The sequence below is a fragment of the Marinobacterium sp. YM272 genome (assembly GCF_050908845.1).
In the GTDB taxonomy this organism is placed as follows: domain Bacteria; phylum Pseudomonadota; class Gammaproteobacteria; order Pseudomonadales; family Balneatricaceae; genus Marinobacterium_D.
This window is the reverse complement of sequence record NZ_CP194171.1, coordinates 3951442-3966711: the sequence shown is the minus strand read 5'-3', so window position 1 is coordinate 3966711 and position 15270 is coordinate 3951442. Positions and strand designations below refer to the sequence as shown.

Below are 15270 nucleotides of genomic sequence, written 5' to 3'. Positions count from 1 at the left end.
CGAATGGGTGATCTAGCCAAAGAAGTTCTGCCAGTCAATATCGAAGATGAGCTGAAACAGTCTTATCTCGACTATGCGATGAGTGTCATTGTCGGCCGGGCACTGCCCGATGTGCGCGACGGCCTGAAGCCGGTGCACCGCCGCGTACTCTTCGCCATGAACGAGTTGAACAACGACTGGAACAAGCCTTACAAGAAGTCCGCCCGTGTGGTCGGGGACGTGATCGGTAAATATCACCCTCACGGCGATAGCGCGGTCTATGACACCATCGTTCGCATGGCGCAGGACTTTTCCATGCGCTACATGCTGGTCGATGGTCAGGGCAACTTCGGCTCGGTGGATGGCGACTCGGCGGCAGCAATGCGTTACACCGAGATCCGCATGGCGAAGATCTCTCACGAGCTGCTTGCCGATCTGGACAAAGAAACCGTCGACTACGTTGATAACTACGACGGCACCGAGCGCATCCCCGCCGTACTGCCGACCCGGGTGCCGAACCTGCTGGTCAACGGCTCCGCCGGTATCGCCGTCGGCATGGCAACCAATATCCCGCCGCACAACCTGGGCGAGGTGGTGCGTGGTTGTATCGAACTGATCAACAACCCGGAGCTGACCATCGATGAGTTGATGGAATTCATCCCGGGTCCCGATTTCCCCACCGGCGGCATCATCAATGGTCGCGCCGGTATCCTGCAGGCGTACCGCACCGGTCGTGGCCGTATCTACGTGCGTGCCAAGCATCATATCGAAGATCATCCGAAGAACGGCCGGCCGATGCTGGTCATCACCGAGATCCCTTACCAGCTGAACAAGGCGCGCCTGATCGAGAAAATCGCCGAGCTGGTCAAGGAGAAAAAGCTCGAGGGGATCAGCGAGCTGCGTGATGAGTCCGACAAGGACGGTATGCGCATCGTGATCGAGCTGCGTCGCGGTGAAGTGCCGGAAGTGATCATCAACAACCTGTTTGCCCAGACTGCGCTGCAGAGCGTGTTCGGCATCAACATGGTGGCACTGGTCGACGGTCAGCCGAAGATTCTGGACCTGAAAGGCACCCTGGAATGCTTTATCCGCCACCGTCGCGAAGTGGTGACCCGTCGTACCGTATACGAGCTGCGCAAGGCGCGCGAGCGTGGGCATGTGCTGGAAGGTCTCGCCGTGGCGCTGGCCAATATCGATCCGGTAATCGAGCTGATCAAGGCTTCGCCGACACCGGCAGAAGCCAAAGAAAAGCTGATTGCTACCCCCTGGGCGCCGGGCTCCGTACTCGAGATGCTCGAGCGCGCCGGTGAAGACGCCTGCCGCCCGGACGACCTGGAGCCGCAGTTCGGCATGCACGATGGCAACTACCATCTGTCACCGGTTCAGGCCCAGGCGATCCTCGATCTGCGTCTGCACCGCCTGACCGGCCTGGAACATGAAAAGCTGCTCGGCGAATACCGCGAACTGATCGAAAAGATCGCGGAGCTGCTGGCGATTCTGGGCTCCTACGAACGCCTGATGGAGGTGATCCGCGAGGAACTCGAAGCGATCATCGCCGAATACGCTGACGAGCGTCGCACCGAGATCCAGGCTTCCATGCAGGATCTGACCGTGGCTGATCTGATTACCGAAGAGGATATGGTGGTCACCATCTCCCACGGTGGCTACGCCAAGACCCAGCCGCTGAGTGCATACCAGGCGCAGCGTCGTGGCGGCAAGGGCAAGTCGGCAACGGCAATGAAGGATGAAGACTTCATCGAGCACCTGCTGATCGCCAATACGCACGATACGATTCTCTGCTTCACCAACCACGGCAAGGTTTACTGGCGCAAGGTCTACGAGATCCCGCCGGCGAGTCGTACCTCCCGTGGCCGCCCGGTGGTCAATATTCTGCCGCTGGCCGAGGATGAGTGGATCAGTACCATTCTGCCGGTGAAAGAGTTCGACTCCGAGCGCTTCATCTTTATGGCGACCGCCAACGGCACGGTCAAGAAAACGCCGCTGGAAGCGTTCTCGCGTCCGCGCAGCACTGGCCTGATCGCCCTGGATATCGTTGATGGCGACCGTCTGATCGGCGCGTCCATTACCAGCGGTCATGACGACATCATGCTGATCACCAGCGCCGGCAAGGCGATCCGTTTCAACGAGGCGGATGTGCGCTCCATGGGGCGTACCGCGCGTGGCGTGCGTGGCGTGAAAATGGATGAAAGTGCAGCGGTGATCTCGCTGATCATTCCGCGCGAGGGTGGTCGTATTCTGACCGCTTCAACCCGCGGCTATGGTAAGCAGACCGCTGTTGAGGACTTCCCGATCCGCGGTCGTGGCGGCCAGGGTGTGATCGCCATGCAGTGTACCGAACGTAACGGTGATCTCGCCGGTGCGGTGCAGATGATGGAAGGCGACGATGTCATGCTGATCAGTGATCGCGGCACCCTGGTGCGAACCCGTTCCGAGGAGATATCGGTGCTTGGGCGTAACACCCAGGGCGTGATGCTGATCCGCCTGGCGGAAGAGGAAAAACTCTCCGGTATTGCCCGTATTGAAGAGCCGGATGACGAAGAGATCGAAGATGCTCTGGAAGCCGGTGCTGAATCCGAAGGCGCTGGCGCTGAGAGTAATAGTGGCGAAGAAAACAGTGCTGACGACAGTGCTGAGGACAACGCGGATAGCTCGTCCGAAGAGTGATTGAGCGGGGCCCTCGGGCCCCGCTGCTGTATCTATGTCTGGAGTTGATACCAAAAATGACACGTAAGCATAACTTCAGTGCCGGCCCCGCCGCACTGCCTGTCGAGGTTCTGGAGCAGGCCCAGCAAGAGATGCTGGATTGGCAGGGGCTGGGTTTATCCGTGATGGAGATGAGCCACCGCGACAAGGCATTTGTCGACGTGGCTGAAACGGCTGAGCAGGATCTGCGTGACCTGCTGGCGATCCCGGATAACTACAAGGTGCTGTTCCTGCAGGGGGGCGCTACCAGCCAGTTCGGCATGGTGCCGATGAACCTGCTGCGCGGCGGCAACAGCGCCGACTATATCAACACCGGTGTCTGGTCACGCAAGGCGATCAAGGAAGCTTCCCGATACGCCAGTGTCTCCCTGGCCGCCAGCACCGAAGCGGAGGGTTACACCCGCGTACCGGTGCAGAGCGAGCTGGCCCTCAACGGCGATGCCGCCTACGTCCACTACACCACCAACGAAACCATCGGTGGTCTCGAGTTCGACTATGTGCCGGACACCGGCAGTGTGCCCCTGGTGGCGGATATGTCCTCCGATATCCTGGCGCGGCCGATCGATGTCAGCCGCTACGGCCTGATCTACGCTGGCGCGCAGAAGAATATCGGCCCGGCGGGTCTGACCGTGGTTATCGTGCGGGACGATCTGATCGGTGACACTCTGGCTGGCACGCCGACCATGTTCGACTACAAGGTTCACGCCGAAGCCGGCTCCATGAACAACACCCCGCCGACCTTTGCCTGGTACATGACCGGCCTGGTATTCAAATGGCTCAAGCAGCAGGGCGGTGTTGATGCTATGGCCCTGCGCAACCAGCGCAAGGCGGAAAAGCTGTATGCCGCCATCGATGGCTCCGATTTCTATGCCAACCCGATCGTAAAGCCTAACCGCTCGCTGATGAACGTGCCGTTCACCCTGGCCGACAGCAGCCTCGATGCGCGTTTCCTTGAAGAGGCCCAGGCCAACGGTCTGCTGAACCTGAAAGGGCACCGCTCGGTAGGCGGTATGCGTGCCAGTATCTACAACGCGGTACCGGAAGCATCCGTGGATGCGCTGATCGCCTTTATGCGTGAATTTGAACGCACAGCAGGATGAGCGGCGTAACCGATGAGCGATAGTAAACAGCAGCAGGAGCAGGCGCTGGGTAAAGTGCGCGACCGCATCGACGAGATCGATCGCGAGATCCATCGCCTGCTGAACGAACGTGCACGTTGCGCCCAGAGTGTGGCGGAAATCAAAACCCGCGGCGGCACTGAAGAGGCGGTATTCTACCGCCCCGAGCGCGAGGCTCAGGTGCTGAGAAAGGTGATGTCCCGCAACGAAGGGCCGCTGCCGGATCAGGAGGTGGCACGCCTGTTTCGTGAGGTGATGTCGGTCTGTCTGGCGCTGGAGCAGCCGCTTGATGTGGTGTTTCTCGGTCCCGAGGCGAACTTCACCCAGCAGGCGGCACTGAAGCATTTCGGTCACTCGGCACGTTGCAAGGCGCTGGACAGCCTGGATGCGGTGTTCCGTGACGTGGAGGCAGGGCACGCAAACTATGGTGTCGTGCCGATCGAAAACGCGGAAGATGGCGCAGTCAATCACGCCCTGGATCTGTTCAGCCGTTTTAATCTCGGCATCTGTGGCGAGGTAGAGCTGAGTACCCATCAACATCTGCTGATGACCGATCCGGCTGAGCTGGAGCGTCTCGATGTTATCTATGCCCACCCCTTTGCGTTTAATCAGTGCCGTCACTGGCTGGAAGCCCGCTGTGCCGACGTAAAGTGCGTTGAGGTTGAATCCAACGCCGAGGCGGCGCGTAAAGCGGCCGAGTCCAGCAGCGCCGCCGCGATAGGCGGTGATGTATCGGCGGATCTGTTCGGTTTGCAACTGGCCCAGTCCAACATCGAAGACCAGCCCGATAGCAGAACCCGCTATCTGGTCATCGGTCGTCAGGCGGTGGGCGCCAGTGGGCAGGATAAAACCTCTATCCTGTTGATGGCCCACGACCGTCCCGGCGCGCTATACGAGCTGCTGGAGCCGTTCCGTAAGCGCAACATCAGCCTGACCCGTGTGGAGAGTCGCGCCGCGCCGCAGTCGGCCTGGGATATGCTGTTTTACGTGGATTTTGAAGGCCACGCAGACAGCCCGGAAGTGGCCGAACTGCTGCAGGAGCTGGAATCCGGCTCGGTGGAGTTGAAACGCCTGGGATCCTATCCGAAGGCTGTGTTGTAAAGGCACGTTGTAGAGAGTGGGAGCAGTGCATCTCCATGAGTTTTGATCTTTATAGTCTTGCGTCTGCAGGCGTTTCCGACCTTGCTCCCTATCGTCCGGGCAAACCCGCCGCAGAGCTGGAGCGTGAGCTGGGTCTGACCGATATCGTCAGCCTGGCGAGTAATGAGAACCCGCTGGGCCCAAGCCCGGCGGCGCTGCAGGCGGCGACCGCGGCGCTCAGCGGTATGACCCGTTATCCCGATGCCGCCGGTTTTCGCCTGAAGGCGGCGTTGCGAGAGCGGTTCGGCCTGGCGTCGGAGCGCCTGACGCTGGGTAACGGCTCGAATGAACTGATCAGTCTGGCAGCACGGGTTTTCGTGCGCCCGGGCGAGCAGATCATCTATTCCGAGTACAGCTTTATCGCCTACGCGCTGGCAGCGCGTTTCGTCGATGCGGAGCCGGTCGTTGTGCCAGCGAAGGATGCCGGCCACGATCTGGATGCCATGGCCGCGGCCATCGGCGAGAAAACGCGGCTGATTTTCCTGGCCAACCCCAACAACCCCACCGGTACCTGGTTCACCCGTGAGCAGCTGGTGCGCTTTATGGACGCCGTGCCGCCCCAGGTGCTGGTGGTGCTGGATGAAGCCTATACCGAATATGTTGATCCATCCGCCGGTCTGCCGGACGGTCTGAGTCTGATCGACGACTATGCCAACCTGATCGTACTGCGCACTTTTTCCAAGGCCTATGGTCTGGCGGGGTTGCGGGTTGGTTTCGCTGTGGCGGATCCGGCGGTGACCGATCTGATGAACCGGGTGCGGGATCCGTTCAACGTCAATTCGGCGGCGCTTGCGGCTGCCGAGGCAGCGCTGTTCGACAGTGAACATCTGCAGAAAACCCTGGAGGTAAACCGTAAGGGGGTGGCTCAGCTAAGCGAGGGTTTCAGCCAGCTTGGGCTTGGATACCTGCCGACCCAGGGCAACTTTCTGCTGCTTGATCTCAAGCGTCCCGCTCAGCCGGTGTTTGACGCGCTGCTCAGAGAGGGAGTGATTCCACGCCCGCTGGCGCCCTACGGCCTCAATGATCACCTGCGTGTCACCGTGGGGCTTGCCGAGGAAAACCGCCGCCTGCTGGTGGCGCTGGAAAAGGTGCTGGCGTGTTGAACTTCTCCACTGCACGGGTGCTGGTCATCGGCCTTGGACTGATCGGCGGGTCGCTGGCGCGGGCGCTGAAACAGCGCGACCTCATTGACGAGGTGGTTGGCTACGACCTGAACCGGGCCGAGTGTGAGCTGGGCCTGTCGCTCAATGTCATCGACCGCATCGGTGAGGATCTTGAAACCGAGGTCAGGCAGGCCGGTCTGGTGCTGCTGGCGGTGCCGGTCAAGGTGATGGAAACCGTGCTGGCGACGATCAGGCCCTGGCTGCGCGAAGATACGCTGATCACCGATGTGGGCAGCACCAAGGGTAACCTGGTGATGGCTGCGCGAGCCCTGTTTGGCGAGCTTCCGCCCGGTTTCGTCCCTGGACATCCGATCGCGGGTGCGGAAAAAAGCGGCGTGGGTGCTTCCGACAGTGATCTGTTTGTGCGTCGCAAAGTGATCCTGACACCGCTGCCTGAATCGGATCCGCAAGCCACCCTGGCGATCGCACGACTCTGGCAGGGGGTCGGCGCAGAGGTGTTGCAGATGGATGTGGCGCGGCACGACGAGGTGCTGGCAGCGACCAGTCATCTACCGCATCTGCTGGCGTTTTCCCTGGTCGATACCCTGGCCCATGAGGCAGAAAATACCGATATCTTTCGTTATGCGGCCGGTGGGTTTCGTGACTTTACCCGCATTGCCGCCAGCGACCCCAGCATGTGGCACGACATCTGTTTTGCCAACCGGCAGCAGTTGCTGACGCAGATTGACCGTTTCAGTGGCGGTGTTGCCCGTCTGCGTGATGCCATAGACCGGGGCGACAGCCAGGCGTTGCTGGGCATATTTACCCGGGCGCGCTCGGCGCGCGAACATTTCTCCCGCATTCTGGCACGCTCGGCGTACTCACCCGAGCAGCAGCGACCGGCACGTTTTCTGGTGCGCCCCAAGGGTAAAATTACCGGCACGGTGGCGGTATCGGGCGATCGCTCGATCTCCCATCGCGCCATCATCCTCGCCGCTCTTGCCGACGGTATTACCGATATTGAAGGCTTCGTCGATGGCGAAGACAGCCTGGCGACGCTGCAGGCGTTTCGGGATCTCGGCGTGGTTATCGAAGGGCCCCATCAGGGGCGGGTACGTGTTTATGGCGTCGGGTTGAACGGTCTGCAACCGCCGGTGGGGCCGATCTATCTGGGTTCATCCGGTACCTCGATGCGCCTGCTGTGTGGTCTGTTATCCGCTCAGCCGTTCGCCAGCGAACTTTGTGGTGATGAGGCGCTGAGCGAGGTATCCATGCAGACAGTGGTTGAATCGCTGCGTCTGCTCGGAGCCAAGATTGAAACCGGACCAGGATTCCGCCCACCGTTGAAGATCAGCCCGGCGGAGCTGAAGAGCCCGGCGCAAGCCGTCAAAATCAGCAGCGCTCAGGTCAAATCCGCGCTGCTGCTGGCAGGTCTCTATGCCGAAGGTCCTCTCTGTCTGGAGCAGCTTGGCCGCAGTCGTGACCATACCGAACGTATGCTGGGTCGCTTTGGCTGCGCGCCGGAACAGCTGAATGACAAACTGTGTATCGAGCCGGGTAAACGCCTGCAGGCGACGCAGCTGCGCATACCGGGGGATCTGTCACTGGCAGCCTACTTCCTGGTGGCCGCGACCATAACGCCGGGCGCTGAGCTGACGCTGGAGCACCTGGGAATCAACCCGACGCGCATAGGACTGGTCGAGCTTTTGCGGCTGATGGGCGCGGATATCGAACTCTGTAATGCGCGTGAGGATTGCGCCGAGCCGGTGGCCGATATCCGGGTGCGTTATGCGCCGCTGACCGGGGTGAGGATTCCGGCAGAATTGAGCCGGCTGGCACTGGACGAGTGCCCGGCGTTGCTGGTGGCTGCGGCCTGTGCCCGGGGGGAAACCTGCCTGTCTTTTGCCGGCGCGGAGACGCCGTTGTCAAATAAACGGCTTAAACTGATGGCAGAGGCGTTGCAGCAGGCAGGCGTAGATATATCGATAACAGATAAAGAGTTGAGGCTGAGCGGGGGAGAGATAAAGTCCGGCGTGGTTAATTCCGGCGGCGATCCCCGGGTAGCGATGGCGCTGGTCATTGCTGCTCTGCGCGCCGAAGGCCCTCTCGAAATTACCGGCTGCGAATCGGTTACCTCATTCAGTCCAGAATTTTCGGATCTGGCAAGACGTATTGGAATTGCTTTATTTAAGGAGGAGGACTGATGTCCTGCCAAGAACAACAAGTGCCCGTTATTACTGTCGATGGACCGAGTGGGTCCGGAAAAGGCACTCTGTGTAAACTGCTGGCGCGTTCGCTGGGGTGGCATCTGCTTGATAGCGGTGCACTCTACCGTCTCACCGCCCTGGCGGCGCGGCACCACGGTGTGAGTCTCGATGACACCGAAGCGCTGGAGGTTCTCGCCGCGCACCTGGATGTTAAGTTTATTGCCGGTGACAAGGATGAAGACCTTCAGATAGTGCTTGAAGGAGAAGAGGTTACCCTGGCGATCCGGACCGAAGAGGTCGGTGCCGATGCTTCCGTCGTTGCCGCTCTGGGACCGGTGCGGGAGGCGCTGCTGAGCCGCCAGCGCGATTTTGTACAGCCCCCGGGGCTGGTCGCGGACGGCCGTGATATGGGGACAGTGGTGTTCCCGCAGGCGCCGCTGAAAATCTACCTGGATGCCAGTGCGGAGGAGCGCGCGCGGCGTCGTTATAACCAGTTGATTAGCAAGGGGCTGGGTGCTAGCCTTGATTTAATACTGGACGATATAAAGGCTCGTGACGATCGCGATATGAATCGCGCCGTCGCGCCTCTTAAACCGGCGCCTGATGCAATTATTCTTGATTCCACCAAGATGACGATAGATGAGGTTTTGCTGGCGGTGCTGGACGAAGCGAGACACAGAGGGCTGCGCTGACGCGGCTCCATTTTGAGGACCGAGGGTGATGAGCGAGAGTTTTGCTGAGCTGTTCGAGGAGAGTCTGAAAGACCTGGATATGGCCCCAGGGTCGATCGTAACGGGCACCGTGGTTGCGATCGATAATGATTTTGCCATCGTCAATGCTGGGCTGAAGTCTGAAGGGGTTATCCCGCTGGACCAGTTCCGCAATGAGGATGGCGAGGTGACTCTCCAGGTGGGTGACGAGGTACGCGTGGCGCTTGAGGCGCTCGAAGACGGCTTCGGATCTACCCAGCTTTCTCGTGAAAAAGCCAAACGCGCTGAAGCCTGGGCGGTGCTGGAACAGGCCTATGAGTCTGAAGAGACCGTTACCGGGCACATCACCGGCAAGGTGCGTGGTGGCTTAACCGTCGACGTTAACGGCATCAACGCCTTCCTCCCCGGTTCTCTGGTTGATATTCGTCCCCTGCGTGATACCTCTCACCTCGAAGGGCAGGAGCTTGAGTTCAAACTGGTCAAGCTGGATGCCCGCACCAACAATATTGTCGTCTCCCGTCGTGCCGTGCTCGAGGCTGTATACAGTGAAGAGCGCGAAAAACTCCTTGAGAAGATGGAAGAGGGCCTGGTTCTCAAGGGTGTGGTCAAGAATCTCACCGACTATGGCGCCTTTATCGATCTGGGGGGCATAGACGGCCTGCTGCATATAACCGATATCGCCTGGAAACGCGTGAAGCACCCGAGCGAAGTGCTCAATATCGGCGATGAAATCGACGTTAAAGTGCTCAAGTTTGATCGCGAACGTAGCCGGGTATCCCTGGGCCTCAAGCAGCTTAAGGAAGATCCGTGGAACCAGCTGACCAAGGATTATAACGTTGGCGATAAAGTCACGGCGAAGGTGACCAACCTCACCGATTACGGTTGCTTCGCGGAGATCGCAGAAGGCATTGAAGGCCTGGTGCATGTCTCCGAGATGGACTGGACCAACAAGAACATTCACCCCTCCAAGGTTGTCTCCGTCGGTGAAGAGGTCGAGGTGATGATCCTCGATATCGATCAGCAGCGGCGACGCATCTCCCTGGGGATGAAACAGTGCAAGCAGAACCCCTGGCAGGCATTCGCCTCCAGCTACAAGAAAGGCGACCGTATTAGCGGTGCCATCCGCTCGATCACCGATTTCGGTGTGTTCATCGGGCTGGAAGGGGGCATCGACGGTCTGGTTCATCTTTCCGACCTGTCCTGGGATGAGTCGGGCGATGAGGTCGTCAAGCAGTATGCCAAGGGGCAGGAGGTTGAGGCCCAGGTACTCTCCATCGACCCCGAGCGAGAGCGCATTGCGCTGGGTATCAAGCAGCTTAATTCGGACCCGTTCATCGAGTATGTCGATCAGAATCCGAAAGGGGCTGTTGTCAAAGGTCAGGTAACCGAGGTGACTCCGCGCCAGGCCACGGTCAACTTGCAGGAAGGGATTGACGGGATACTGAAGGTATCGGAGCTGTCCCGTGATCTTATCGACGACCTGACCAGCGAACTCAGTGTTGGCGATGAGGTTGAAGCGGCGATTCAGAGTGTTGATCGCCGTAATCGAGTGATCAATCTGTCGGTCAAGCAGGTGGAGATCCGGGAACAGAAGGAAGCGCTCAAGTCGGTTCAGGAACAGGCTGACGAGTCGGGACCAACCACGATCGGTGATCTGATCAAGGCACAGATGGACAAGCGGGATTCCTGATCGGGCACTCGGGTCAGCCGGCCTGGGGTCGGCGTCCCGGCCCCGTAACTTCGGCGAGGAGCTGATATGACAAAGTCGGAATTGATTGAGCACCTGATAGATGCTCATCCTCAGTTATCGGTTAAGGATGTCGAGCTGGCGGTTAAGACCATGCTGGATCATATGACGGAAGCGTTGGCCGAAGGCGATCGTATCGAGATACGAGGCTTTGGCAGTTTCTCGCTGCATTACCGGGCGCCGCGTATTGGACGTAACCCCAAGACCGGTGAATCGGTCCCCTTACCTGAAAAGTACGTACCCCACTTCAAACCTGGCAAGGAACTCCGCGATCAGGTCAACGATAGCCTTCAGGACGATTCCTGAGGCAAGCTAGAGGTCTTTTTGTGAACTGGATTAAAACCCTGGTAGCCGCGGTGATCGGTTTAGCGATACTTGCCGTGGGTATACTGTTTACCGTACATAACACCGAGCCGGTAACCATAGACCTGGTGTTCTTCACGTTGCCGGAAGCGACCCTTTCCCTCTGGCTTATTCTTGCCTTTGTGGCTGGCGGGTTCTGCGGTGTGTTGTTAAGCAGTCTGACCATCATGGCGCTCAAGACGCGCTTGAGCCGTGCGCAACGCAAAGTGACCCACAGTAGAGAAGAGATAGACCGGCTTCGCGCCATGGCGCTGAAAGACTCAGCCTGAAATGCCCTTTGATCCACTGCTCCTGCTTCTGCTGGTTGTCGCGATAGCGATAGGTTGGTCGCTCGGGCGCGGCTGGCCTCTCTTGGGACACAGAGCCTCCCCGGCGGATAATCAGGCATCAGGTCTGAGCCGGGAGTATTTCCAGGGGCTGAACTACCTGATGAGCGATCGCACGGATGAGGCGATCGAAAGCTTTGTCCGCGCTCTTGAGATAAATTCAGATACCATCCCCGCGCATCTGGCGATCGCCCGGTTACTGCGCCGCAAGGGTGACGTCGATCGTGCTATCAGGGTGCATCAGACACTGCTGGCCCGCCCCGGGCTTGAGCATGCAGACTTTATCCGAATCCAGATGGCGCTCGCCCGTGACTACGAGGCGATCGGACTGCTCGATCGCGCTGAAAATCTGCTCCACGATATAATCCGCGAAAACCCTTCTCCGGAGATGAAAACCAGCGCTCTCGAACTGCTGGTCAAACTCTATGAAAAAGAGGGGGAGTGGAGTGATGCCCTGCGCATGGGGCGGCAGCTGGAGGCGGAAGGGCAGCAGCGTATCGGTCGCGAGCTGGCGCAATATTGCTGTGAACTGGCCGAAAACAGCCTGGCGCGAAAGCGTTGGAAAGAGGTCCAGACCTGCCTTGCCGAGGCGCTCAGATTTAACGCTGACGCAGTGCGGGCCAACCTGCTCCAGGCCCGGATGGCGATGGAGCGTGGTCAGTGGCAGGTGGCGATAACTGCGTTGCGAGCCGTGCGCGAGCAGGACCCGCTGTTCGTATCGGAAACGATTGCTGACCTGCAGCGCTGCTATCGGGAGCTGAATCGGCTTACGCAGTTTGAAAGCTACCTTGAAGAGTGTATGGTTCACGCGCCGTCAACGACGGTGTTGCTGGCCAGGGCAGAACTGCTGCAAGAGCGTGACGGTGTAATGGCAGCCGGGCAATTCATTACCGATGAACTGAAAAGCCGCCCGTCGATACGCGGCTTTAACCGGCTGATAGATCTGCACCTCGAATACGGCGCCAGCAGTGCGCGGGAGAGTCTCTCCATACTGCGCGGGCTTACCGGTCAGCTGGAACTGAGCAAGCCCGTCTATCGATGCGGTCATTGCGGCTTTGCCGGGCGTACGCTCCATTGGCACTGCCCTTCCTGTCGTCAGTGGGACAGTACAAGGCCCATACAGGGGCTGGAAGGCGAATAAACAGGTTTGGAAACGATGAAGAAAATAGAAAAGCCGGTCATTGTTGCACTGGATTATCCGGAACAGGCAGCGGCGCTGGATATGGCCGCCAGGCTGGATCCGTCCAAGTGCCGGGTAAAGGTGGGTAAGGAGCTTTTTACCCGCTCGGGTCCGGCCGTTGTCGAGGCGCTCCAGGCGCAGGGCTTCGATCTGTTCCTGGATCTCAAGTTTCATGATATCCCCAACACGGTCGCCAAGGCGGTGCGTGCGGCAGCAGAGCTGGGCGTCTGGATGGTTAATGTCCATGCCAGTGGCGGGCGCAGAATGATGACCGCCGCGCGGGAAGAGCTGGAACAGGTTTCCGGGGATACCAAGTTAATCGCAGTGACCGTATTGACCAGTATGGAGCGTAGCGATCTTGCCGAGATCGGCCTGGATCTGGAGCCGATGGAACAGGTGCGTCGCCTGGCAGGACTGACCCATGACTGCGGTCTCGATGGTGTCGTCTGCTCGGCGCAGGAAGCCGAGATGCTGCGCCGTGAAATTGCGGGTGAGTTTGATCTGGTGACGCCGGGCATCCGGCCGGCTACTGCCAGTGCCGGCGATCAGCGCCGTATTCTGACACCTGCTGATGCCGTTCGGGCCGGAGCCAGCTACCTGGTAGTCGGCCGGCCGATTACCCAGGCGGCGGATCCGTCACGGGCCGTCGAAGAGATTCTCGCCGAAGTGGATGCGGCGCAGCAGGCTTGATTTAGCGGCGCTCGGGTTTGGGGAGCCTGGTCGAAACCAAGCCCGACATCGACTGAATTTTGCGCTGTGTTGTTGAATTCGTGTTTTGGGGCGATATAGTGGAAGCAGGTCAGGACGACCTGCCGGTGACGTCACGTTGCCGATACATGCACTGAAAAAAGGAATTTTCCCATGCGTAATTTCGTTAAGGCGTTTGGTTTGGCGCTGTCTATCGCTTCCCCGTTCGCTATTGCCGCTCCCGTGGATATCAATACAGCGTCTGCCGAGCAGATTGCCGCCGCACTTAATGGTGTTGGTCCCTCGAAAGCGGCAGCGATCGTGGCGTATCGTGACCAGTTTGGTCCGTTCACCAGTGTCGATCAGCTGGCGGAGGTCAGTGGCATTGGGCCGGCCACCGTGGATAAAAACCGCGATCAGATCCAGCTTGAGGCGGTTGCGCCGCAATAACTGAGTGAACTGAGCGAGTCATTGAGCCGGCCTCTGGGCCGGCTTTTTTGCGTTTACAGAATGAATGCCAGTGTCAACGGAATCACCACAAGGCTGGCGACATTGCCGATCAGTACGATGGAGGCGACCTGGTGTGGCTCCTGGTTGTAACGTTCGGAGACCATATAGTTCAGTACCGCAGGGGGCAGGGCGCCGAAGAGGATAAGAAAGGCTGCATCCCGGCCTTCCAGCCCCAGCAGCCAAATGGTGGGAATCGCCACGATAATACCGCTCAATGGCGTCAGTACCGCTCCCCAGAGTCCCGTTTTCCAGTTGGAGAAATCGATACTGGTCATCCGCACACCCAGCGCAAAGAGCATCAGCGGAATCGCAATCTGCCCCAGCATGTCGATGGGTGTTTTGATTGCCTGGGGAAGCGGAAGGTTGAACAGGCTCCAGGCCAGGCCGGCCACCGTTGCCACAATCATCGGGTTGCGCACCAGTTTCAGCGGGTTGGTCCGGCTATCGAGAATAAACATGCCCACCGTGAAATGGAGCAGGTTTTCCACCACGAACAGTACAACGGCAGCGGCCAGCGCCTCTTCACCGAAAGCCAGCACGATCAGCGGCAGGCCCAGGTTACCGCTATTGTTGAACATCACCGGCGGGACCAGGGTTTTCGGTGACACGCCGATAAAACGACAGAGTGGCCAGACAAGTAACCCGGAGGCAAGGACCACCATTAGTCCTGCCAGCGCCAGGTTCTGATGCGCGATCGGGTCAAAGGATTTTGCTGACATGACGGAAAAAATCAGTGCCGGTGCGAACAGGTCGATATTCAGGCGGTTCGCGACAGACATATCGGTGTGAGTCCGGCGGGCACATAAATAGCCAAGGCCCACGATGGCTACGAGCGGGAAGACAGTCTGAAAAATACGTTCGAGCAGAACTGATACGGTGGCGTCCATCCTAGGTCCTTAAGTTCGGGCGCCGTGAAATGGAGTTAAAACGGTGCCGGGACACCTGAAGGCGTCCCGGCAGGCGTCGAAAAATTACAGGTATTCTTTGCCGGTAGGCACGACAAAGACAGGGATCTTAGCGCGTCTTACCACTTGATGTGTAGTGGCGCTGTGGTGGCCGAAGGTGTTCTCCTGCCCCATTACAATGATGTCTGCATTGAGCTTGGCAGCCTGTGACAGAATGGTATCGGCATGCTGGCCTTCGGCGATCACCGGCTCTACATCAAAGGCGATATCGTGGTCGAGTTCCTTGAGTTCTTCGTCACGGTATTTTTCCAGCCTTTCTTTCATCTGGCCCAGAACCCGATCGATCCCCTCATCGTGCATTTTCGTGATCACATCCTCGGGCAGGTAGGTGTGGATAAGTGCACGCCCCATTTCGCCAACGGGCTCAACCACATGCAGCATCAGCAGATGTGCCTGGAACTGGTTGGCGAGATTCACCGCTTGCCGGAATACCGGACGGGTGTGCTCACCGAGTGATGTGGTGTACAGGATGGTCTTGATCTGCGGTAGTGACATGGCGTTCTCCTTAACC

General features: G+C 59.0%; 14 protein-coding genes. 12 read left to right on the top strand and 2 right to left on the bottom strand.

The window, feature by feature from the left end:
* Nucleotides 1-3 precede the first annotated feature (3 nt).
* From gyrA to ACQUQP_RS17610, 12 genes are all read left to right on the top strand, one after another.
* Nucleotides 4-2664 carry a DNA gyrase subunit A gene (gene gyrA, locus ACQUQP_RS17665; protein ID WP_432696350.1) on the top strand — a complete coding sequence of 887 codons (2661 nt, stop codon included), beginning with the start codon at nt 4-6 and terminating at the stop codon, nt 2662-2664.
* 56 nt (nt 2665-2720) lie between these two features.
* On the top strand, nt 2721-3803 hold the full coding sequence (serC, locus tag ACQUQP_RS17660; protein ID WP_432696349.1) for a 3-phosphoserine/phosphohydroxythreonine transaminase: 1083 nt from the start codon (nt 2721-2723) through the stop codon (nt 3801-3803).
* A gap of 12 nt (nt 3804-3815) precedes the next feature.
* On the top strand, nt 3816-4922 hold the full coding sequence (pheA, locus tag ACQUQP_RS17655; RefSeq protein WP_432696348.1) for a prephenate dehydratase: 1107 nt from the start codon (nt 3816-3818) through the stop codon (nt 4920-4922).
* Nucleotides 4923-4957: 35 nt separating this feature from the next.
* Nucleotides 4958-6064 carry a histidinol-phosphate transaminase gene (hisC, locus tag ACQUQP_RS17650; protein ID WP_432696347.1) on the top strand — a complete coding sequence of 369 codons (1107 nt, stop codon included), beginning with the start codon at nt 4958-4960 and terminating at the stop codon, nt 6062-6064.
* Complete coding sequence (locus tag ACQUQP_RS17645; RefSeq protein WP_432696346.1) at nt 6058-8268, top strand: bifunctional prephenate dehydrogenase/3-phosphoshikimate 1-carboxyvinyltransferase; 2211 nt, start codon at nt 6058-6060, stop codon at nt 8266-8268. The genes hisC and ACQUQP_RS17645 overlap by 7 nt, the downstream gene beginning before the upstream one ends.
* Nucleotides 8268-8963, top strand: a complete 696-nt coding sequence (gene cmk, locus ACQUQP_RS17640; protein ID WP_432696345.1) for a (d)CMP kinase — start codon at nt 8268-8270, stop codon at nt 8961-8963. The genes ACQUQP_RS17645 and cmk overlap by 1 nt, the downstream gene beginning before the upstream one ends.
* A gap of 28 nt (nt 8964-8991) precedes the next feature.
* A complete protein-coding gene (rpsA, locus tag ACQUQP_RS17635; RefSeq protein WP_432696344.1) occupies nt 8992-10671 on the top strand; it encodes a 30S ribosomal protein S1 in 1680 nt (559 codons plus the stop codon).
* A 66-nt stretch (nt 10672-10737) separates the two neighbouring features.
* On the top strand, nt 10738-11034 hold the full coding sequence (ihfB, locus tag ACQUQP_RS17630; protein WP_432696343.1) for an integration host factor subunit beta: 297 nt from the start codon (nt 10738-10740) through the stop codon (nt 11032-11034).
* Nucleotides 11035-11054: 20 nt separating this feature from the next.
* Nucleotides 11055-11360, top strand: a complete 306-nt coding sequence (locus ACQUQP_RS17625) for a LapA family protein (protein WP_432696342.1) — start codon at nt 11055-11057, stop codon at nt 11358-11360.
* 1 nt (nt 11361) lies between these two features.
* Nucleotides 11362-12558 carry a lipopolysaccharide assembly protein LapB gene (gene lapB, locus ACQUQP_RS17620; protein WP_432696341.1) on the top strand — a complete coding sequence of 399 codons (1197 nt, stop codon included), beginning with the start codon at nt 11362-11364 and terminating at the stop codon, nt 12556-12558.
* A 15-nt stretch (nt 12559-12573) separates the two neighbouring features.
* Nucleotides 12574-13287 carry an orotidine-5'-phosphate decarboxylase gene (gene pyrF, locus ACQUQP_RS17615; RefSeq protein WP_432696340.1) on the top strand — a complete coding sequence of 238 codons (714 nt, stop codon included), beginning with the start codon at nt 12574-12576 and terminating at the stop codon, nt 13285-13287.
* Nucleotides 13288-13458: 171 nt separating this feature from the next.
* Nucleotides 13459-13734, top strand: a complete 276-nt coding sequence (locus ACQUQP_RS17610) for a ComEA family DNA-binding protein (protein WP_432696339.1) — start codon at nt 13459-13461, stop codon at nt 13732-13734.
* A gap of 53 nt (nt 13735-13787) precedes the next feature.
* Here ACQUQP_RS17610 and ACQUQP_RS17605 read toward each other — a convergent pair whose 3' ends face one another.
* Nucleotides 13788-14681 carry an AEC family transporter gene (locus ACQUQP_RS17605; RefSeq protein WP_432696338.1) on the bottom strand — a complete coding sequence of 298 codons (894 nt, stop codon included), beginning with the start codon at nt 14679-14681 and terminating at the stop codon, nt 13788-13790.
* A gap of 84 nt (nt 14682-14765) precedes the next feature.
* Nucleotides 14766-15254, bottom strand: a complete 489-nt coding sequence (locus ACQUQP_RS17600; RefSeq protein WP_432696337.1) for a universal stress protein — start codon at nt 15252-15254, stop codon at nt 14766-14768.
* Between the last annotated feature and the right edge of the window lie 16 nt (nt 15255-15270).

What these genes read in the sequence shown, in the direction of transcription:
- gyrA (WP_432696350.1), top strand. Translation starts at nt 4, where the DNA reads ATGGGTGATCTAGCCAAAGAAGTTCTGCCAGTCAATATCGAAGATGAG.
- serC (WP_432696349.1), top strand. Translation starts at nt 2,721, where the DNA reads ATGACACGTAAGCATAACTTCAGTGCCGGCCCCGCCGCACTGCCTGTC.
- pheA (WP_432696348.1), top strand. Translation starts at nt 3,816, where the DNA reads ATGAGCGATAGTAAACAGCAGCAGGAGCAGGCGCTGGGTAAAGTGCGC.
- hisC (WP_432696347.1), top strand. Translation starts at nt 4,958, where the DNA reads ATGAGTTTTGATCTTTATAGTCTTGCGTCTGCAGGCGTTTCCGACCTT.
- cmk (WP_432696345.1), top strand. Translation starts at nt 8,268, where the DNA reads ATGTCCTGCCAAGAACAACAAGTGCCCGTTATTACTGTCGATGGACCG.
- rpsA (WP_432696344.1), top strand. Translation starts at nt 8,992, where the DNA reads ATGAGCGAGAGTTTTGCTGAGCTGTTCGAGGAGAGTCTGAAAGACCTG.
- ihfB (WP_432696343.1), top strand. Translation starts at nt 10,738, where the DNA reads ATGACAAAGTCGGAATTGATTGAGCACCTGATAGATGCTCATCCTCAG.
- lapB (WP_432696341.1), top strand. Translation starts at nt 11,362, where the DNA reads ATGCCCTTTGATCCACTGCTCCTGCTTCTGCTGGTTGTCGCGATAGCG.
- pyrF (WP_432696340.1), top strand. Translation starts at nt 12,574, where the DNA reads ATGAAGAAAATAGAAAAGCCGGTCATTGTTGCACTGGATTATCCGGAA.
- ACQUQP_RS17610 (WP_432696339.1), top strand. Translation starts at nt 13,459, where the DNA reads ATGCGTAATTTCGTTAAGGCGTTTGGTTTGGCGCTGTCTATCGCTTCC.
- ACQUQP_RS17605 (WP_432696338.1), bottom strand. Translation starts at nt 14,681, where the DNA reads ATGGACGCCACCGTATCAGTTCTGCTCGAACGTATTTTTCAGACTGTC.
- ACQUQP_RS17600 (WP_432696337.1), bottom strand. Translation starts at nt 15,254, where the DNA reads ATGTCACTACCGCAGATCAAGACCATCCTGTACACCACATCACTCGGT.